This window comes from Sphingobium sp. GW821-FHT02B05 (genome assembly GCF_059421905.1).
In genome coordinates, this window is the sequence record NZ_JBWKVW010000001.1 from 92,407 (window position 1) to 110,311 (window position 17,905).

The following is a 17,905-nucleotide window of genomic DNA, read 5'->3' on the forward strand; positions in this document are numbered from 1 at the left end:
GAATTCGCGCTGCGATCAGGGCGTGTCGGTCGACGCCGGCACGCTCTCGCTGCCGAACATCCGTTCGACCTCCAGCACCAGATCGCGCAGGTGGAAGGGCTTGGACAGCACCTTCGCCTGCGGCACGGCCTTGCCCGCCTTCAGCGTGACGGCGGCAAAGCCGGTGATGAACATGATGCGCATGTCCGGTGCGACCGACGCAGCATGCTGCGCCAATTCGATCCCGTCCATTTCAGGCATGACGATATCCGTCAGCAACAGATCGAACCGATCCGATTCGATATGCGGCACGGCCTCCCGTCCGGTTGCCACCGATACGACGTCATAACCCGACCGTTCGAGCGCACGAGCCAGATAGACCCGCATGCTTTCGTCATCTTCGGCCAATAAAATGCGAACCATTGCCCCCAACATTCCCATTCGGCCGTCCCACGGCACTTGGCGCCAACCCGACCGGGTGGCGCGAAGCCCGCTTATATGCGACAAGGTTTAAATATTTGCCAGCCGGGTAACCTTTTTTGGCGCGCCGGTGAAAGGAGCCATATTGGATCATCCCGCGCCGTGTTGCCCGACCATCAGCCAGACCGCCTTCGATCGCTATGGCCCGGCGCTGCCCGATCGGCCCGTCATCCTGTCCGTGCCCCATGCCGGGCGCGTCTATGACGAGGATCTGCTCGCCGCCGCCCGCGTTCAGCCGCAAAGCCTGCGCCGGCTGGAGGATCGCTGGGTCGATCTGCTCGCCCATCCATTGATCGCGCGCGGATTTTCCGTTCTCGTCGCTCGCGCCTCGCGCGCCACGATCGACCTGAACCGGCATGAGCGGGAAATCGACCCCGGCATGATCGCGGACCTGCCGCGGGACGCCACATTGCAGAGCAGCGCGAAGCTGCGCGGGGGCCTTGGCCTCTTTCCCCGCCGCTTGCCCGGCGCGCATGAATTGTGGCGCGGTCCGATGCGCTGGGCGGAGGCGCGCCGTCGGATCGAGACTGTGCACCAACCCTATCATGCAATGCTGGCCGACATGCTGTTGGCGGCGAGACAAGCGCATGGGCATGCGATCCTGATCGACCTCCATTCCATGCCGCCTCTGCCGCCGCCCGCCGCTGGCCAGCTGGCCCCGAACATGGTGCTGGGCGACCGGTTCGGGCGCAGCGCATCCAGCCGGTTGATGACGCTGGCGGCCGATGTCGCGACCGGCCATGGCCTTATCGTCGCGCAAAATCATCCCTATGCCGGCGACCATATGATCGATCGCCATGGCCGGCCGGAGCAAGGCATTCATGCGTTGCAGGTGGAGATCGACCGGGCGCTCTATCTGGACGTGACCCTGGACCGGCCGGGGCCGGGGGTGGCGCGGATGCAGGCGGTCGTCACCCGCATGGTCGAGGCGCTGGCGGCGGAGCTGCCACGGTCCGACTATGCGCTGGCGGCCGAATAGAATCATCGCGCTCCCGTAACCAGCCGCGCGCCGGCGACGCTCAGATGATGCGAATCGAAGTAGAGGGGCCGGCCGTCATGTTCGATGGCGCAACGTCCGCTTGCGCAGAGCGTGGCGATCGGATCGATAAGCCGGACGCCCCGTGCCTGCCATCGCGCGAACAGGGTGCGCAGATGCACGGTCCGTGCTTCTACCCAGGCCACATCCACGCCCCGCGCGTCCGCTGACCGCCCTGCCTGCGCCAGATGGGCAAGGTGACGCGGCACGTCGAAGGGCTGGGGAGGGACCGGCCCAACCAGCACCACCTCCCGCCCCTCTGCACGGATGGCGGCGATGGTGCGGTCCAGCCTCGCCACGAAGGCGGGATCGTCGAAATCGCCATTGGCCCAGAAGGCGGCGAGATAGATGCGCTTGATGCGCGTGTCGGCACGGATGGCATCGAAGGCGGCGCGGTTGGCGGCGGCGCAGCGCGGATCCTTTGCATCATAGCCCAGCACTGGCGGGCAGCTCGATGTCGTGCGCTCGACCAGCGACCGTCCGTTTGCCCGCGCGTCGAGCGACAGGGCATAGGCCAGTTCGACGCCATGGCTGTCCCCCCACAGCATCGCGTCGGGCGATACATCCGCACCCAATGTGCAGGGCTGGGCACCGCGCATATATGTGTCGTGGCATTGTTTGCGTGAAGGCGCGAAATCCGTCTGCCCCGCCATCCGCGCCAACACCTGCGGCGTGAAGCGGGAGGGCCAGCCGCCCATGGCCATCAACGCCAGCGACAGCAGGCAGAGGGTCGTCATGGCGCCCCCGGTGAAACGGAAGATGATGCGCGCCGGCATGCGCCGTACATCGCGGAAGGGGCGTTCGACGAAGCGCCAGGAGGCTGTTCCCGCCAAAAGCGCCACGCCGATCACGATGATTCGCGTACCACCCGACAGAGGCAGATCGGTCGCATATTCGGTGAAGACGATCAGCGGCCAGTGCCATAGATAGAGCGAGTAGGAGATCAGCCCCACGCCCACCATCGGCGCCCAGCCAAGCAGCCGACCGATGGAGGTGCCCGGCGCCGCGTGGATCAATGCTGCCGCGCCCAGTACCGGGGCAAGGGCGGTGATGCCGGGGAAAACGGTGTTGCGATCATATAGTGCGACAGCGAGCGAGACAGCCGTTACGCCAATCCAGGCCACCAGTTCGCGCAGCCAGGGCGATCGCAGGGGCGGCACGGCGCCCAGCGCCAGCAATGCCCCGGCGAACAATTCCCAGGCGCGGGTCGGCAGCAGATAGAAGGTGAAGCCGCTGGTGTCGCGCTGCATCGCGATGGCGATCGCCAGTGACAGGGCGGCGATTCCCGCCACCACCACCCTGCGCCAGCGCGGCGCGAAGCGGGCAAGGAGCATCAGGAGGATCGGGAAGCCGATATAATATTGCTCCTCCACCGCCAGCGACCATGTGTGGAGCAGCGGTTTCACATCCGCGCCGCCCGAAAAATAACCGGTGTCGGTAAAGAACCAGAGGTTGGATGCAAACAGCGTCGCGGCCAGGGCGGATTTGGGCACGCCTTCCAGATCGCCGGGCAGATAGAGCCATGCGGCGGCAGCCAGCACCACCAGGATCATCAAGGCCAGAGCCGGCATGATCCGGCGGAAGCGGCGTTCGTAGAATCGGACGAGCGAGAAATGCCCTTCGTCCACTTCGCGGGCGATGATGCCGGTGATCAGATAGCCGGAAATGACGAAGAAGATGTCGACCCCGACATAGCCGCCTGAAAAGCCGGGCACATGGGCGTGGAATAGCAGCACCGGGGCGATGGCCAGCGCCCGCAGGCCGTCAATGTCGCGGCGGTAGCGAATCAGGCCGGTCATCTGGGAAGTGGTGCCGTGCATCGGTGCGGCATAGCGGCCAAGCCCTGATATTTGCTTAGCACCACGCATCGGCAATGGATTGCGTTTGATGCAACCATGGTTCCGCCCTTCGCATTTGCGAGAATTCGGCCGTCAGGACAAAAGGGCTGTGCCTTTCAGGCATCCTCTCCTAAAAACTTTCAGGCTGGTCTCGCGATCAGCCTTTTTTTTGTCATCGCACTGGGCTAGAGCGACATCGCTGTTTGGCGCGCCATATAAAAAGTTTCTGGAGAGGAGCCGCCGGTTAAGACCGGCACGGCGAGCCGAAGCAGGGGGGATCGAGCGACATGCTCTCCCCCCTTTTTTCTTTTTCAACGCCATGCGAGCGTCGCGCGCCTTCGCCCGAAACGAACGGAGGGGGCGCTTGTCGCTCGCCGCCTCCGCTCCAGATCAGGCGGCCACGGCTTCCTTGCCATAGGCGACGACCGTCGCCACTTCCGCGCTGTCGCCCAGCACCACGCCGACGCGCTGATGCAGGCCGGTGGCGGTGACGTCCATGATCGGCATGAAGCCATCGCTCGCCGCGCCGCCGGCCTGTTCGATCAGGTAGCTCATCGGATTGGCTTCATACATCAGGCGCAGCTTGGCCTTGCCCGGCGTGCGGTGGTCGTAGGGATACATGAAGATCCCGCCGCGCTTGAGGATGCGATGGACGTCCGCCACCATGGAGGCGGTCCAGCGCATGTTGTAATCCTTGCCGCACGGGCCGGCGGTGCCCGATACGCGCTCCTCGACATAGCGGGCAATGGCCGGCGACCATTGGCGGCGGTTCGACATGTTGATCGCAAATTCGCACTTGCCCTGCGGCATCTTCATATCGGCATCGGTCATGACCCAGCTGCCGACTTCGCGGTCGAGGGTGAATTCGAAGACGCCGGTGCCCACGCTCAGGACCAGGATCGTCTGCGGACCGTAAATGGCGTAGCCGGCGGCAACCTGCTGGCGACCGTCCTGAAGGAAATCCTCTTCGGTCACATCGCGACCGGCGCAGCCGTCGGGCGCCTTGAGCACCGAGAAGATGGTGCCGACCGACAGATCGACGTCGATATTGCTGGACCCGTCGATCGGATCGAACAGCATCAGATATTCGCCCTTGGGATAGCGGTTGGGGATGGGATAGAGCGTCTCCATCTCCTCCGACGCCATGGCGGCCAGGTGCCCGCCCCATTCATTGGCGTCGAGCAGCAATTCGTTGGCGATGACGTCCAGTTTCTTTTGCACTTCGCCCTGCACATTTTCGCTGGTCAGGCTGCCCAGCACTTCGCCCAGCGCACCCTTGCCGACCGCATGGCTGATCGTCTTGCAGGCGCGCGCCACGGTTTCGATCAGCAGGCGCAACTCGCCCGGCAGCGCGTTCGCCTCGCGCTGCTGTTCGATCAGGAAACGGGTCAGGGTGGTACGAGCCATGAAACGCCTTTCGTCAGATGGGCGGAATGTCGCGACGGTAAAGCCGGACGGAAAAGGACAATGACAGTCTCGCTAGGGCAGCAACGCGGCCTAGTCCAGCGGCAGGCAATGTCATTCGTGGCTTGATAGCGCTGTCATGTGACAAACAATGTCTGTTGGAACAGGCGGGCGTCCCCATCGTTGCGATGCCGTGCCAAATGGCCCCATATGGGCATTGGCCAAGAGGAGCGTCATGGACAGTCTGATTACCGCCTTTACCGACCCTACAGCCCTGGCGGCGCTGATCGCGCTGGTGGTGATGGAGGTGGTGCTGGGCATCGACAATCTGGTGTTCATTTCGATCCTCACCAATAAACTGCCCGAAGCGCAACGGCCCAAGGCGCGCAGGATCGGCATCGGGCTGGCGCTGGTGATGCGCCTGATTTTGCTGTCGATGATCGCGTGGATCGTCGGCCTGACGCAGCCGGTGTTCAACCTCGGCTTTTCGGGACCGCTGGACCAGCATGGCGCGCCGACGTTCGAAACCGATTTTTCCTGGCGCGACCTCATCCTGATCGCGGGTGGCCTGTTCCTGATCTGGAAGGCGACCAAGGAAATCCATCACAGCGTGGATCCGGCGCCAGCGGACGGCGTGCTGGACAAGAAGGGCGTGGCGACCATGACCTTCGGCGCGGCGATCGCGCAGATCATCGTGCTGGACATGATCTTCTCGCTTGATTCGATCCTGACGGCGGTGGGCATGACCGATAATCTGGCGGTCATGTATATCGCGGTGATCGTGGCGGTGACGGTTATGCTGATCGCGGCCGATCCGCTCGCCAACTTCATCGCCCGCAACCCGACGGTGGTGATGCTGGCGCTGGGCTTTCTGCTGATGATCGGCGCGGTGCTGATCGCCGATGGTTTCGGTGTGCATGTGCCCAAGGGCTATATCTACGCCGCCATGGCCTTTTCGACATTGGTCGAGGTGCTGAACATCTTCGCGCGCAAGGCCAAGGCACGGGCCGGCGGGGCATAAGTCGCAACGCGCCTGCGACGCGACAGGGGCGAAGTTCACACCGTTGTCGGCCCTATTGCGGCGCAAGCGCTCGCAAGGCGCTCGCGAAGCGTCCCCGATGCGCCACCGGCGCGACATAGGGGTCACTGGCGCGCGCCATCTGCGCGTCCGTGATGCGTCGGGTATGCGCCATCGGCGCGACAGGTGGGCGACAGAAACGCGCCACCTGTGCGCCGATGACGCGACTAAGGCGCGTCGTGCGCGCGACGGCGTTGGTAGGGGCGGATGCTGATCGAGGCGGTGATCCATCTGTCAGGGTGGATCAGATAAAATCCTACATTGGAAGCGTGTTGGATTGGGGAAGGGATGCTGATGGGCAGAATCGCCCCAACCCTCATCGTCACCCCAGCGAAGGCTGGGATGACGCTATTCCGGGGGTGGACCTGAAAGTCGCCGTTCCGACTGCTACCCATGTCCGCCTCCGCCCGAAGGACAGCCGATTGCAGCGGGCGTTATAAGATGCGAGAGGCGCCGCGACCTATCAATGCGGGAACATGACATATGCTGGCAACCATCGAACCAGGCGCGAACTTCAAGGATAATCTGGCGCAATTGCCGCCGATCGACGGGCTGGCGCGGATCGACCTGATCGACGCGAATGGCGGGATCGTCGCGACGATCGAGAACCAGCCGGGCAAGCAGGGGTCGCTGGCGCTCTATCATTATCTGGCGCGGGCGTTCGGGGCGCTCGACGCGGCGGCCGCAGAGCATGGGCTGGCGGTTTTCGGCGAGCATGTGGCCGATGCTCGTAGCCGTCCGGGTGCGCATCCCAATGTCGATCGGCTGATTGCGATCGCGGAGGGCGGCGCTGCGTTGAATATCGTGGTGGTGGCTGCGGAAGGCTGACGGGGCGCAGCAGCCCCTGTGCATGACCTGAGCGTTCGCCGGCCTGCGCCGGGGAACAGATTTGCCTTGGGTCGCGCCGCATAAAAGGGCGGGATCATGCGATCCCGCCCTTTTATGGTCAGGCCGCGGCGCGGCGTTCCTTCAGTTCCTCGTTGAGCATTTCGGCCAGCAGGAAAGCCAGCTCCAGGCTCTGCGCCGCGTTCAGACGCGGATCGCAATGGGTGTGGTAGCGGTCGGCCAGGCCTTCGTCGGTGATGGCGATGGCGCCCCCGGTACATTCGGTGACATTCTGCCCGGTCATTTCGGCATGGATGCCGCCGGCGAAGCTGCCCTCGGCCCGATGCACGGCAAAGAAGCCGCGCACTTCGGCCAGGATGCGCTCGAACGGGCGGGTCTTGTAGCCATTGGCCGCCTTGATGACGTTGCCGTGCATCGGGTCGCAGGACCAGATGACCGGATGCCCTTCGCGCAGCACGGCGCGCACCAGCTTGGGCAGGCCGGCCTCGATCTTGTCATGACCATAGCGGGTGATGAGCGTGATGCGCCCGGCTTCACGGGCCGGGTTCAGCGTGTCGAGCAGGCGCAGCAGGGCGTCCGGCTCCAGGCTGGGACCGCATTTCAGGCCGATCGGATTGCCGATGCCGCGCAGATATTCGACATGGGCCGACCCTTCGAAACGGGTGCGGTCGCCGATCCACAGCATGTGCGCCGACGTGTCATACCAGTCGCCGGTCAGCGAATCCTGGCGGGTCAGCGCCTGTTCGAACGGCAGCAGCAGCGCTTCATGGCTGGTGTAGAAGCTGGTGCCGCCGAGCTGGGGCACCGTGTCCGCCGACAGGCCGCAGGCGCGCATGAAGTCGAGCGCCTGACCGATCTGGTCGGCCATCGCCTCGAACTTGGCGGCCCAGGGCGAACGGCCCATGAAATCGAGCATCCAGCCATGGACGCGATCCAGCGACGCATAGCCGCCGGTCGAGAAGGCGCGCACCAGATTGAGCGTCGCGGCCGACTGGTTATAGGCCTGCACCATGCGCTGCGGGTTCGGTTCGCGCGCTTGCGGCGTGAAGGCGATGTCGTTGACATTGTCGCCGCGATAGCTGGGCAGTTCCACGCCGCCGATCGTCTCGGTATCGGCCGAGCGGGGCTTGGCGAACTGTCCCGCCATGCGGCCGACCTTCACCACCGGCAGCTTCGATGCGAAGGTCAGGACCACCGCCATCTGAAGCAGCACGCGGAAGGTGTCGCGGATATTGTTGGGATGGAATTCGGCAAAGCTTTCCGCGCAATCGCCACCCTGCAACAGGAAAGCGTCGCCGGTCACGACCTTGGCCAGGTCCGCCTTCAGATTGCGTGCCTCGCCCGCAAAGACGAGGGGCGGAAACTGGCCAAGCTGGGCCTCTACCGAGGCAAGCGCCTCTGCGTCCCTGTAAAAGGGCATCTGGATGCCCTTATGCTCCCGCCAGCTTTCCGGCGTCCACTTCGCCGCCACGTCGAGTCTCCTTCGCACAAGATAAAATAGGCGCCGCCCCTACGCTTTAGCGGGGGCCAAGGCAAGAATGTACCAGTTAGGCCATGGATGTGCGCAATGAATTGTCGCGATCAGGCTGATCGGATGCCCCTATTTCCGCTTCGCCGTGAAGGCGAACGTCACCGCCACCTGTGCCGCGAGGCCGTTGCTGCTGTCGCCATTGCCCACGCCAAAGGGCGCGCGGGCGATGGTGGCGCTGCCCGCTATCTTGCGCGTGGCGTCCCCCATCCCCTTGCCGCCCGACAGGGTGAAGCGGATGCTCTGCGGCTTGGACACGCCCTTGAGCGTCAGCGTGCCGCGGGCGCGGTAGCTGTTGGGACCGGTCGCCTCCGCGCCCTTGGCTATGAAGGTTGCCGTGGGATGGGCGGCGACGCCGAAAAACTCGTCGCCCGGCAGCATGCCGTCCTTATAGGCGTCACCCACGCTGGCCGAGGCCATGCCGATCGTCACCTGGATATCGGCGCTGTCGGGATGGTCGGGGTCCATCACGATGGCCGCCGTCCATTTGGCGAAGCTGCCGCTGATCGTGTCGCCATCATTGCCGACCGAAAAGCCGATGCGGCCGCCGGGCAGCACCGTCCAGGCGGGCGGCGGGCCGGCGGGTTCTTGGGCAGCGGCCTCGCTGGCGTTGGCGGCGGCATTGTCGGCGGGCGCGGCGAGGTTGGCGGTTTCCGCCATGTTGGTTTCCGGATCGACCGCATTGTCCGCTGGCGCGGCGACGGGCGCGGGGGTTGCGGCTCGCGGCGCCGGCAGGATCGCGCGGCCGGCAAGGAAGCCGACGGCGATCAGTGCGGGCAGGCCGACCAGCAGGATCGGCGATCGGCCCGGTATCATGCGCCAGATCAGGCCATCGCCCATCATCACATGATGGCGCAGCGCCCCTGCGACATGCAGCAGGAACAGCGCGATGCCGAGCCAGGCGAGCAGGCCATGACCGTTTTCGGCGAGCGCATGGCTCGCCGCCGGGAGGGGCAGGTGCGGCAAGGGAAGGATGCCGAAGAGCAGCGTCGGCACCTTGACCTTCGCCGTCGATACCAGCGCCCAGCCGGTCAGCGGCGCGCCCAGCATGAAGGCGTAGAGGCCGACATGCACGGCCGAGGCGAGCGCGCCCTGCCAACCGCCCTCCAGCTTTGCCGGGCGCGGCTTCCAGTAACGGATCGCGATGCGGGCGAGCGTCAGCGCCAGGATCAGCATGCCGACCGACTTGTGCCATTGATAGAGGAAGAAGCCGTGCGACCCCAGATCCTCCAGCGCCCAGCCGACGGCGATCTGGAACGCGAGCAGGGCGGCAATGGCCCAGTGCAGGAAGATGGCGGCGCGGCTGTAGCGTTGCATGGTCGTTTTCCCTGGCACGGCTTTCATGGCCTATGCGTCATCCATTATCATATCGGTCGCGAAACTAGGAGGGCGGGCCGGCCAAGTCCATCGGTCGCGCCGGAAACGCTTCGTTGCCACATGCCGGCCCTATGTGTCCAAAAGGCCGCACTGGTGCCACTTTTTGCGGGTATGATTGCATCACCCGCCATCCGGGTTAAGAGGCTAGCAACGATCATGACAAGGAATTGCAGGACATGGCCAAACCCGAATCCTGGCGTCTGAACCCGCAAGCCTATCGCTTCGTGACCAGCATCGACACGCGGTTCCAGGATCTCGACACCATGGGCCACATCAACAATGTGGCGATTTCCGGCATTTTCGAAACCGCGCGCATCCGTTTCCATCATCATATGGGCCGCCATCCGCAGGAACAGGGCGTGCGCTGGCTGGTGGCGAACGTGAACCTGAACTTCGTCGAGGAATCGCATTTCCCCTATCCGTTCGAAGTGCATTGCGCGATCGGCCATATCGGCCGCACCAGCTGGACCATCAGCTCGGCCGGCTTCCAGAAGGGCGTGTGCGTCGCCACTTGCGACACCACGGTCGTCACCCATGGCGCCGAAGGCCGCCGCCTGATCGACGACACGCTGCGCGAGGCGATGGAGCTGAATTTCCTGCGCCAGCCTGAGTAGAGACGGCCGGACCAGACCTTCTCTAGCGGAAGCCGGCCATGCGCCGGCTCCATTGCACGGCGATGACCGCGCCCTTGACCGGCTGGATCATCGCCAGGGCCAGGATGATCGCCAGGCCGGGCCAGATCAGTGCCTGCCAGCCCAGTGGTATGGCCAGCGCACCGTTCACCTCTATCATCAACGGCACCAGGATATGACCCAGGAGCAGGATCACGATATAGGCGGGGAAATCGTCCGCCTGATGCCCGTCCAGCGCGAGGCCGCACTGCGGGCAGGCGGGAGCCGGTTTCAGGAAGCGGGCGAACATCCGCCCTTCGCCGCAGGCCGGGCACCGACCGCGCAGGCCATGGCCGATCGCGGGAGCGACGGGACGGTCAGCAGGCGGCGTGGGATCGGTCATGGCCCGTGCGCTAGGGGCTTTGGCGACGCGGCGCAACGCCGCATTGCCGCCTTATCGCCTTCCGCTGATCGTAAAGTCTGTTAGGAAGCGCCATGCGCCTTCCTGGTCCTCATGAAGAATTCTGCCTGTTCGACGATGCCCGCGCGCGCGGCGCGGCGGCGCGTCTCTATCGCGATCCGGTGGAGGTCATCGCCGCGCACAGCATGGCGCAAGTGCAGCCTGCGCTCGACCGGCTGGCGGAGGCGCGCGAGCAGGGGCTGCATGTGGCGGGCTATATGGCCTATGAAGCGGGGCTTGCGCTGGAGGATCGGCTGGCGCCGATCGCCCTTGGCCGGTCCCATGCCGCGCAGGGCGACGCGGCTGCCCCTCTGCTCTGGTTCGGGCTGTTCGAAGGGGTCAGGCTGATCCCGTCCGCCGATGTGCCCGGCCTGCTGCCCGATCCGTCGGGCGCTACGGTCGGTCCGTTGCGGCCGATGGTCGATGAGGCTGCCTATGCCGCCGCCTTTGCCCAGGTGCAGGATTATATCCGCGCCGGCGACATCTATCAGGTCAACCTGACCTTTCCGTGCGAAGTGGCGCTGTCGGGCGATCCGATGGCGCTTTATGCCGCGATCCGGCCGCGCGCGGCGGCGGGCTATGGCGGCGTCATCCGCACGGGTGGGCAGTCCATCCTGTCCTTCTCGCCGGAACTCTTCTTCACCCAGGTGCGGGGCCAGCTGACCGCCCGGCCGATGAAAGGCACCGCGACCCGCGCCGCCGACCCGGTCGAGGACGAAGCGCAGATGCGCTGGCTGGAAAGCGATGCCAAGCAGCGCGCCGAAAATCTGATGATCGTCGACCTGCTGCGCAACGACCTGTCGCGCGTGTCGCAGGCCGGCAGCGTGACGGTGCCGGACCTGTTCAAGGTCGAAACCTATCCCACCGTGCATCAGCTAGTATCGACGGTCCGCGCGCGCATCCTGCCCGGCCTGTCCCCGGTCGACGTGCTGCGCATTCTCTTCCCCTGCGGTTCCATCACCGGTGCGCCCAAGGTGCGGGCGATGGAGATTATCGATGCGGTCGAGCCGCACCCGCGCGGCGCCTATACCGGCACGATGGGCTGGATCGATCCGGAGGGCGACGCGGCGTTCAATGTTGCCATTCGCACCCTTTGCGTCGAAGAAGGCGCAGGGGTGGGGCGGCTCGGCCTTGGCTCGGGCGTCGTCGCGGATTCCGATTGTGGGTCGGAATGGGCGGAGTGCCTGGCCAAGGGGCGTTTCCTTTCATTCCTATGATCTTTGGGGCGCTTGACTTTTGGCGCTGTGGGGCTTGAGACGTTTCAATGGCATTGGCTGACGGACAGTTCGACCTGTTGGAAACCATGGCTTTCGATCCACTCGAAGGCATCAGGTTGCTGGACCTGCATCTTGAACGGATCAAGGCGAGCGCCGACGCGCTCGGCTTCCAGTTCGATCGCCATGATGTGCGCAACGAATTGCAGGCCGCGACCTTCCGCCTGCGCGAACGCAGCCGGGTGCGGCTGATGGCGTCGCGTGGCGGATCGCTGGCGATCGAGGTGCGGGACCATCGGACCTGGCCCGACGCGATCATGCGGGTTGCCGCCGTGCCGCGGCGTGCGCCGGCCGACGACCAGCGCCTGCTGCACAAGACCAGCGATCGCAGCCTCTACAAGGATGCGCTGAAACGGGGCGGCACCTATGAAGTGGTGCTGATCGACGCAGCCGGCTATCTGACGGAAGGCTGCTTTTCCTCCATCTTCGTGGAGCGTGGCGACAAGCTGGTGACGCCGCCGCTATCACGCGGCCTGTTGCCGGGCATATTGCGCCGCAGCCTGATCGAGATGGGCGAAGCGGTGGAAGGCGACCTGCGCGTCCATGATCTGGAGCGCGGCTTCTTCATCGGCAACGCTTCGCGCGGCATGGTGGCGGCGACATTGCAGCACTGATTGGGGCGCGATAGCCACACTATCCTGCCGTAAAGCCAATAAGCGGCCAGTGGCCGGTTGCCGGATCGTCCGTTGCGCACTAAGGCGCTCCGCGTCCGCCTTATTGCGGGCCTCGGGGATTCTTTCGAAAGATTATTACCATGAGCCAGACTTCCGCTGCCCTCGGTCGCATCCAGCCGTCCGCCACGCTCGCCATGAGCGCTCGCGTGAACGCGCTCAAAGCCGAAGGCGTGGACGTTATTGGCCTGTCCGCCGGTGAGCCTGATTTCGATACGCCTGATTTCGTGAAAGAGGCGGGCATCGAGGCCATTCGCAAGAACCTGACCCGCTATACCGACGTGGACGGCACCGCCGACGTCAAGGAAGCGGTCGCCTTCAAGTTCAAGCGCGACAATGGCCTGATCTACAAGCGCAGCCAGATCAGCGTCAATTCGGGCGGCAAGCATACGCTGTTCAACGCGCTGGTCGCGACCGTCGATGCGGGCGATGAGGTCATCATCCCGGCGCCCTATTGGGTCAGCTATCCCGACATCGTGAATTTCGCGGGCGGCAAGCCGGTCTTCATCGAAGGCCCCGCGAGCCAGGGTTACAAGATCACCGCCGCCCAGCTGGAAGCCGCGATCACGCCGCGCACCAAATGGGTGATGCTCAATTCGCCGTCCAACCCGTCGGGCGCGGCCTATTCGGCCGATGAGCTGAAGGCCCTGGCCGACGTGCTGCTGCGCCATCCGCATGTGCTGGTGATGACCGACGATATGTATGAACATGTCTGGTACGCTTCCACGCCGTTCGCCACCATCGCGCAGGTCTGCCCGGAACTGTATGACCGCACGCTGACGGTCAATGGCTGCTCCAAGGCCTTTTCCATGACCGGCTGGCGCATCGGTTTTGCCGGTGGCCCCGAATGGATCATCAAGGCGATGAGCAAGCTGCAATCGCAATCGACCAGCAACCCCTGCTCGATCAGCCAGGCCGCCGCCGTCGCCGCGCTGACCGGTCCGCAGGATTTCCTGGAAGAGCGCAACGGCGTGTTCAAGAAGCGCCGCGACATGGTCGTCGCCATGCTGAACGACGCGCCGGGCCTCGACTGCCCGACGCCCGAAGGCGCCTTCTACGTCTATCCCGACGCCAGCGGCGTGATCGGCAAGGTGACGCCCAAGGGCGTACGGATCGACAGCGACGAAACGCTGATCGGCTACTTCCTGGATGAGGCCAAGGTTGCAGCCGTGCATGGCGCCGCCTTTGGCCTGTCGCCGGCCTTCCGCATCAGCTACGCGACGTCGGACGAGGTGCTGAAGAAGGCATGCACCCGTATCCAGGAAGCCTGCGCCGCGCTGAAATAGGCGTCTGCCACTTCGCATGTGCGACACGGGAAGGGCCGGCGTGAAAGCGCCGGTTTTTTTCCGATGCGTCATAAAATGGAAACGGTGTTTTTCGCACCGCACCGTCTTGCGATTGACGCAGTATGGCTTATATGCCCGTTGCATAGAGAAACTGATTAAAAGGCTGCATCCATTCGTCGTTCTGTGGCTGGCGTTGGTCGAAACCTGCTGAAGGGCAGGGGACCGTTCAGTCAGGGGCAAGGCGCATGGAGATAGTCGGCAGGTCGATAGGGCCTGAAAGATATATGAGAAAGGCGTCTGCCATGTTGGCATTCATGAAGTCCGACCTGTTCCTGCGCTTCCTGGGCGGGTTCGCCATTGGTGCGGTGGGCATGTTCCTGCTTCAGCCAGAGGAAGCGCCGATGCTGGGCGCTACCGCGATCGCGGCGACCTCGACCGATGCCCCCGTCACCGGTGCTGCGCTCTAACTGCCTTGCCTTGATTGCTCTGGCGGCGCTGGCCGTCGCCACCCCCTTGCGCGCCGAGCGCGCGATCCTCGCTCCTGTCCCCACCATCGATGCCGCGCCCACGCGGGCGCTGGAAACGGCCGTATTTGCCGGCGGTTGCTATTGGGGCGTGGAGGGCGTGTTTTCCCACGTCAAAGGCGTCCAGCTCGTCGTCACGGGCTTTGCCGGCGGGCCGCGGGGCCGCAAGGTCGATTATGAGACCGTGAGCGGCGGCGATACCGGCTATGCCGAGGCGGTCCGCGTCACTTATGACCCGCGCCAGGTCAGCTATGGCACGTTGCTCCGCATCTTCTTCTCGGTCGTCGCCGATCCCACGACGCTGAATTATCAGGTGCCGGACCGTGGCACCCAATATCGCGGCGCGCTCTTTCCATTGAATAACGAGCAGGCGAAAGCGGCCAGCGCCTATCTGTTGCAGCTTGGCAGGAGCGGCCTTTGGCGCGACCCGGTAGTGACCAGGGTCGAGCGGTTCACCGGCTTTCAGAATGCAGCCCGCGACCATCAGGACTTCATGCGAAAAAATCCGCGCCATCCCTATATCATGCGCTGGGATGTGCCCAAGCTGGCCGCATTCAAGGCGATGTTTCCGACATTCTATCGCGAAAAGCCGGCGGCCTGACCGGCTTGCCATCGCGCTATGGGTGGTAAAGCAAAAGGGCGGGGTCTGCATCCAGACCCCGCCCTTTTTGCGGTTCATATGATCGAACGGCTTATTTGGGCGCCAGCACCATCAGCATCTGGCGACCTTCCATGCGCGGATAGGCTTCGACCTTCGCGACTTCCTGGACATTTTCGGCCACGCGCTGGAGCAGGGCCATGCCCAGCTGCTGGTGGCTGAGTTCGCGGCCGCGGAAGCGCAGGGTGATCTTCACCTTGTCGCCGTCGCCGATGAAATCATGGACCTTCTTCATCTTCGTATCATAGTCATGATCGTCGATGTTCGGACGCATCTTGATCTCTTTGAGTTCCTGCGTCTTCTGAGTCTTGCGGGCGATATTCGCCTTTTTCTGGGCTTCGTACTTGAACTTGCCGATGTCCAGAAACTTGCAGACCGGCGGATCGGCGTTCGGGGACACTTCGACCAGGTCGAGGCCCACATCGGCGGCCTGTTCGATCGCCTCCTGCGTAAACATCACACCGAGATTTTCGCCTTCATCATCGATCACGCGCACCTTGGGCACGGTGATGAATTCATTATAGCGAGGGCCGGACTTCGGCGGCGGCGCCAGCGGGCGGCGCATCATCGGGGGACGTATAGCAGTATCTCCTATGGTCGTTGCAGAAACGAGTGGCTCTTAGCGGCTTTTGAACAAAGCCGAAAGGGGTCCGTAGTCCCGCCGTAACGGAATTACGAACCCTTGTGGCATTGCTGCCTCACTGCATATCGGGTGCGCGCGCCTCGATTGCAAGGCGAGAAATGACATCGTCGAGCGAAAGCAGGCTTTGCCCCTCCTTGCCCAGCGCGCGCAGCGCGACCGTGCCCTCATCCGCCTCGCGCCGGCCCACGACCAGCAGATTGGGGACTTTGGCCAGGCTATGTTCGCGCACCTTGTAGTTGATCTTCTCGTTCCGAACGTCGATTTCCGCACGGATGCCGGCGGCGCGCAGCTTTTCGACGGCCGCCTTCGCATAGTCGTCCGCGTCCGACACGATGGTCGCGACCACCGCCTGCACCGGGGCGAGCCACAGCGGGAATTTGCCCGCATAATGTTCGATCAGGATACCGATGAAGCGTTCATAGCTGCCGAAGATCGCCCGATGCAGCATGACCGGACGATGCCGTTCGCCATCTTCGGCGATGTAGCTGGCGTCGAGTCGTTCGGGCAGCACGCGGTCCGACTGGATCGTGCCGACCTGCCAGGTGCGGCCGATCGCGTCGGTCAGGTGCCATTCCAGCTTCGGCGCGTAGAAGGCGCCTTCGCCCGGCAATTCTTCCCAGCCATATTCGGGTGTGTTGAGGCCAGCGGCGGCGACCGCGTTGCGCAGTTCCTCCTCCGCCTTGTCCCACATCTCTTCGCTGCCGAAGCGCTTTTCGGGGCGCAGCGCCAGCTTGATCGAGTAGGTGAAGCCGAAATCCTTGTAGATGCGGTCGGCCAGCGCGCAGAAGGCACGGACTTCATCGACTATCTGGTCTTCGCGGCAGAAGATATGCGCGTCGTCCTGCGTGAACTGGCGTACGCGCATCAGGCCGTGGAGCGCGCCATGCGGCTCGTTGCGGTGGCAGCAGCCATTTTCGTAGAAGCGCAGCGGCAGGTCGCGATAGCTTTTGATCCCCTGCTTGAAGATCAGGATATGCGCCGGGCAGTTCATGGGCTTCAAGGCCATCCAGTCGGCATCATCCGACACCAGCGGGCCTTCATCGGCGACATTGGGCACTTCGTCGGGAATGACGAACATATTCTCGCGATATTTGCCCCAATGGCCGGACTGCTCCCATTGGCGCGCGTCCATCACCTGCGGCGTCTTCACCTCGCGATAGCCCGCATCGTCGATGGCGCGGCGCATATAGGCTTCCAGTTCGCGCCAGATCAGATAGCCTTTGGGGTGCCAGAAGACGCTGCCATGCGCTTCCTGCTGAAGGTGGAACAGGTCCATCTCCGCGCCCAGCTTGCGATGGTCGCGCTTGCCCGCTTCTTCCAGCCGCGTCAGATGCTCGGCCAGTTGCTTCTTGTTGAGCCAGCCGGTGCCATAGATGCGGGAGAGCATCGCATTATTCTGGTCGCCGCGCCAATAGGCGCCCGACACGCGCGTCAGTTTGAAAGCGGCCGGGTCCAGCCGGCCGGTGGAGGCCAGATGCGGGCCGCGGCACATGTCATACCAGCCGTCTCCCGAATGATAGACGGTCAGTTCCTCGCCCTGCGGCAGTTCGGCGGCCCATTGCGCCTTGAACGTTTCGCCGGCGGCTTCCCACTGCGCGATCAGCGTGTCGCGGGCGATGACTTCGCGCACCAGCGGCTTGTTGGCGGCGATGATCCTGCGCATTTCCGCCTCGATCGCTGGGAGGTCTTCCTCGGTGAAAGGGCGAGGCTTTCCATCGATCATTGGGGGCGCGAAATCATAATAGAAACCATCGTCCGTCGATGGGCCGAAGGTGATCTGCGTGCCGGGGAACAGGCTTTGCACAGCTTCGGCCAGCACATGGGCGAAATCGTGTCGCGCCAGCTCCAGCGCGTCGGCCTCATCCTTGTTCGTCACCAGCGCGAGGTTGGAGTCCCGTTCCAGCGGGCGACCGATGTCGCGCAGTTCGCCATCGACGCGCGCGGCGATCGCGGCTTTCGCCAGACCCGGCCCGATCGCCGCTGCAATATCCGCCGGGGTAGTGCCGGGCGCGACTTCACGCACGGAACCATCGGGCAGGGTGATCTTGAGCATGGCGGACACGGAGGGTCTTTCTATTGAAAATGTCAGGTTGCGCGGCATCCGGAAAGCCGCGCCTTCCCCTTAAATGGGCGGTCGGTCCTGTCAATAGAACCCCTCTTGCCAAGATGCCGCCGGCAGCGCATCATTAATGTGCTGATATATCATATTTCA

General features: G+C 64.0%; 17 protein-coding genes. 9 read left to right on the plus strand and 8 right to left on the minus strand.

Annotation, left to right across the window (positions count from 1 at the left end; translation table 11 throughout):
* Window positions 1-15: 15 nt before the first annotated feature.
* Window positions 16-402 carry a cell cycle two-component system response regulator CpdR gene (cpdR, locus tag AC07UX_RS00555; protein ID WP_495190094.1) on the minus strand — a complete coding sequence of 129 codons (387 nt, stop codon included), beginning with the start codon at window positions 400-402 and terminating at the stop codon, window positions 16-18.
* A gap of 142 nt (window positions 403-544) precedes the next feature.
* Between cpdR and AC07UX_RS00560 the strand changes: the two genes are divergently transcribed.
* Window positions 545-1,438 carry an N-formylglutamate amidohydrolase gene (locus AC07UX_RS00560; RefSeq protein WP_495190095.1) on the plus strand — a complete coding sequence of 298 codons (894 nt, stop codon included), beginning with the start codon at window positions 545-547 and terminating at the stop codon, window positions 1,436-1,438.
* 2 nt (window positions 1,439-1,440) lie between these two features.
* On the opposite strand, the gene AC07UX_RS00565 is transcribed toward AC07UX_RS00560, so the two are convergent.
* Together AC07UX_RS00565 and AC07UX_RS00570 are read right to left on the minus strand one after the other, a co-directional pair.
* Complete coding sequence (locus AC07UX_RS00565) at window positions 1,441-3,315, minus strand: acyltransferase family protein (RefSeq protein WP_495190096.1); 1,875 nt, start codon at window positions 3,313-3,315, stop codon at window positions 1,441-1,443.
* A 408-nt stretch (window positions 3,316-3,723) separates the two neighbouring features.
* Complete coding sequence (locus AC07UX_RS00570) at window positions 3,724-4,740, minus strand: class 1 fructose-bisphosphatase (protein ID WP_495190097.1); 1,017 nt, start codon at window positions 4,738-4,740, stop codon at window positions 3,724-3,726.
* 232 nt (window positions 4,741-4,972) lie between these two features.
* On the opposite strand from AC07UX_RS00570, the gene AC07UX_RS00575 reads away from it, so the two are divergent.
* Both AC07UX_RS00575 and AC07UX_RS00580 read left to right on the plus strand, forming a co-directional pair.
* Window positions 4,973-5,758: a TerC family protein gene (locus AC07UX_RS00575; RefSeq protein ID WP_495190098.1), complete on the plus strand. Its 786-nt coding sequence runs from the start codon at window positions 4,973-4,975 to the stop codon at window positions 5,756-5,758.
* 540 nt (window positions 5,759-6,298) lie between these two features.
* The gene (locus tag AC07UX_RS00580; protein WP_495190099.1) at window positions 6,299-6,643 is read left to right on the plus strand and encodes a DUF2322 family protein; all 345 of its coding nucleotides are present in this window, start codon (window positions 6,299-6,301) and stop codon (window positions 6,641-6,643) included.
* Window positions 6,644-6,761: 118 nt separating this feature from the next.
* Here AC07UX_RS00580 and AC07UX_RS00585 read toward each other — a convergent pair whose 3' ends face one another.
* Both AC07UX_RS00585 and AC07UX_RS00590 read right to left on the minus strand, forming a co-directional pair.
* Window positions 6,762-8,132 (minus strand): class II 3-deoxy-7-phosphoheptulonate synthase, encoded by a 1,371-nt coding sequence (locus tag AC07UX_RS00585; RefSeq protein WP_495190100.1) that lies wholly within the window; start codon window positions 8,130-8,132, stop codon window positions 6,762-6,764.
* Between the two features lie 129 nt (window positions 8,133-8,261).
* The gene (locus AC07UX_RS00590) at window positions 8,262-9,506 is read right to left on the minus strand and encodes a YceI family protein (protein ID WP_495190101.1); all 1,245 of its coding nucleotides are present in this window, start codon (window positions 9,504-9,506) and stop codon (window positions 8,262-8,264) included.
* Window positions 9,507-9,742: 236 nt separating this feature from the next.
* On the opposite strand from AC07UX_RS00590, the gene AC07UX_RS00595 reads away from it, so the two are divergent.
* Window positions 9,743-10,180, plus strand: a complete 438-nt coding sequence (locus AC07UX_RS00595; protein WP_495190102.1) for an acyl-CoA thioesterase — start codon at window positions 9,743-9,745, stop codon at window positions 10,178-10,180.
* 22 nt (window positions 10,181-10,202) lie between these two features.
* Here AC07UX_RS00595 and AC07UX_RS00600 read toward each other — a convergent pair whose 3' ends face one another.
* Window positions 10,203-10,580, minus strand: coding sequence for a DUF983 domain-containing protein (locus AC07UX_RS00600; RefSeq protein ID WP_495190103.1), 378 nt, complete (start codon window positions 10,578-10,580; stop codon window positions 10,203-10,205).
* A 92-nt stretch (window positions 10,581-10,672) separates the two neighbouring features.
* Between AC07UX_RS00600 and pabB the strand changes: the two genes are divergently transcribed.
* From pabB to msrA, 5 genes are all read left to right on the plus strand, one after another.
* Window positions 10,673-11,854 (plus strand): aminodeoxychorismate synthase component I, encoded by a 1,182-nt coding sequence (gene pabB, locus AC07UX_RS00605; protein ID WP_495190104.1) that lies wholly within the window; start codon window positions 10,673-10,675, stop codon window positions 11,852-11,854.
* Window positions 11,855-11,901: 47 nt separating this feature from the next.
* Window positions 11,902-12,525 (plus strand): aminotransferase class IV, encoded by a 624-nt coding sequence (locus AC07UX_RS00610; RefSeq protein WP_495190105.1) that lies wholly within the window; start codon window positions 11,902-11,904, stop codon window positions 12,523-12,525.
* 140 nt (window positions 12,526-12,665) lie between these two features.
* Window positions 12,666-13,868, plus strand: coding sequence for a pyridoxal phosphate-dependent aminotransferase (locus AC07UX_RS00615; protein WP_495190106.1), 1,203 nt, complete (start codon window positions 12,666-12,668; stop codon window positions 13,866-13,868).
* A 302-nt stretch (window positions 13,869-14,170) separates the two neighbouring features.
* Window positions 14,171-14,335, plus strand: a complete 165-nt coding sequence (locus AC07UX_RS00620; protein ID WP_495190107.1) for a hypothetical protein — start codon at window positions 14,171-14,173, stop codon at window positions 14,333-14,335.
* Window positions 14,307-14,993 (plus strand): peptide-methionine (S)-S-oxide reductase MsrA, encoded by a 687-nt coding sequence (gene msrA, locus AC07UX_RS00625; protein WP_495190108.1) that lies wholly within the window; start codon window positions 14,307-14,309, stop codon window positions 14,991-14,993. Before AC07UX_RS00620 ends, msrA begins: the two co-directional genes overlap by 29 nt.
* A 91-nt stretch (window positions 14,994-15,084) precedes the next feature.
* Here msrA and infC read toward each other — a convergent pair whose 3' ends face one another.
* Both infC and thrS read right to left on the minus strand, forming a co-directional pair.
* Window positions 15,085-15,618 (minus strand): translation initiation factor IF-3, encoded by a 534-nt coding sequence (gene infC, locus AC07UX_RS00630; protein WP_495190109.1) that lies wholly within the window; start codon window positions 15,616-15,618, stop codon window positions 15,085-15,087.
* A gap of 130 nt (window positions 15,619-15,748) precedes the next feature.
* A complete protein-coding gene (gene thrS, locus AC07UX_RS00635) occupies window positions 15,749-17,746 on the minus strand; it encodes a threonine--tRNA ligase (protein ID WP_495191740.1) in 1,998 nt (665 codons plus the stop codon).
* Window positions 17,747-17,905: the final 159 nt, after the last annotated feature.

What these genes read in the sequence shown, in the direction of transcription:
- infC (WP_495190109.1), bottom strand. Translation starts at nt 15,618, where the DNA reads ATGATGCGCCGCCCGCTGGCGCCGCCGCCGAAGTCCGGCCCTCGCTAT.
- AC07UX_RS00565 (WP_495190096.1), bottom strand. Translation starts at nt 3,315, where the DNA reads ATGCACGGCACCACTTCCCAGATGACCGGCCTGATTCGCTACCGCCGC.
- cpdR (WP_495190094.1), bottom strand. Translation starts at nt 402, where the DNA reads ATGGTTCGCATTTTATTGGCCGAAGATGACGAAAGCATGCGGGTCTAT.
- pabB (WP_495190104.1), top strand. Translation starts at nt 10,673, where the DNA reads ATGCGCCTTCCTGGTCCTCATGAAGAATTCTGCCTGTTCGACGATGCC.
- msrA (WP_495190108.1), top strand. Translation starts at nt 14,307, where the DNA reads ATGCCCCCGTCACCGGTGCTGCGCTCTAACTGCCTTGCCTTGATTGCT.
- AC07UX_RS00600 (WP_495190103.1), bottom strand. Translation starts at nt 10,580, where the DNA reads ATGACCGATCCCACGCCGCCTGCTGACCGTCCCGTCGCTCCCGCGATC.
- AC07UX_RS00615 (WP_495190106.1), top strand. Translation starts at nt 12,666, where the DNA reads ATGAGCCAGACTTCCGCTGCCCTCGGTCGCATCCAGCCGTCCGCCACG.
- AC07UX_RS00610 (WP_495190105.1), top strand. Translation starts at nt 11,902, where the DNA reads ATGGCATTGGCTGACGGACAGTTCGACCTGTTGGAAACCATGGCTTTC.
- AC07UX_RS00620 (WP_495190107.1), top strand. Translation starts at nt 14,171, where the DNA reads ATGTTGGCATTCATGAAGTCCGACCTGTTCCTGCGCTTCCTGGGCGGG.
- AC07UX_RS00580 (WP_495190099.1), top strand. Translation starts at nt 6,299, where the DNA reads ATGCTGGCAACCATCGAACCAGGCGCGAACTTCAAGGATAATCTGGCG.
- AC07UX_RS00575 (WP_495190098.1), top strand. Translation starts at nt 4,973, where the DNA reads ATGGACAGTCTGATTACCGCCTTTACCGACCCTACAGCCCTGGCGGCG.
- thrS (WP_495191740.1), bottom strand. Translation starts at nt 17,746, where the DNA reads ATGCTCAAGATCACCCTGCCCGATGGTTCCGTGCGTGAAGTCGCGCCC.
- AC07UX_RS00570 (WP_495190097.1), bottom strand. Translation starts at nt 4,740, where the DNA reads ATGGCTCGTACCACCCTGACCCGTTTCCTGATCGAACAGCAGCGCGAG.
- AC07UX_RS00590 (WP_495190101.1), bottom strand. Translation starts at nt 9,506, where the DNA reads ATGCAACGCTACAGCCGCGCCGCCATCTTCCTGCACTGGGCCATTGCC.
- AC07UX_RS00595 (WP_495190102.1), top strand. Translation starts at nt 9,743, where the DNA reads ATGGCCAAACCCGAATCCTGGCGTCTGAACCCGCAAGCCTATCGCTTC.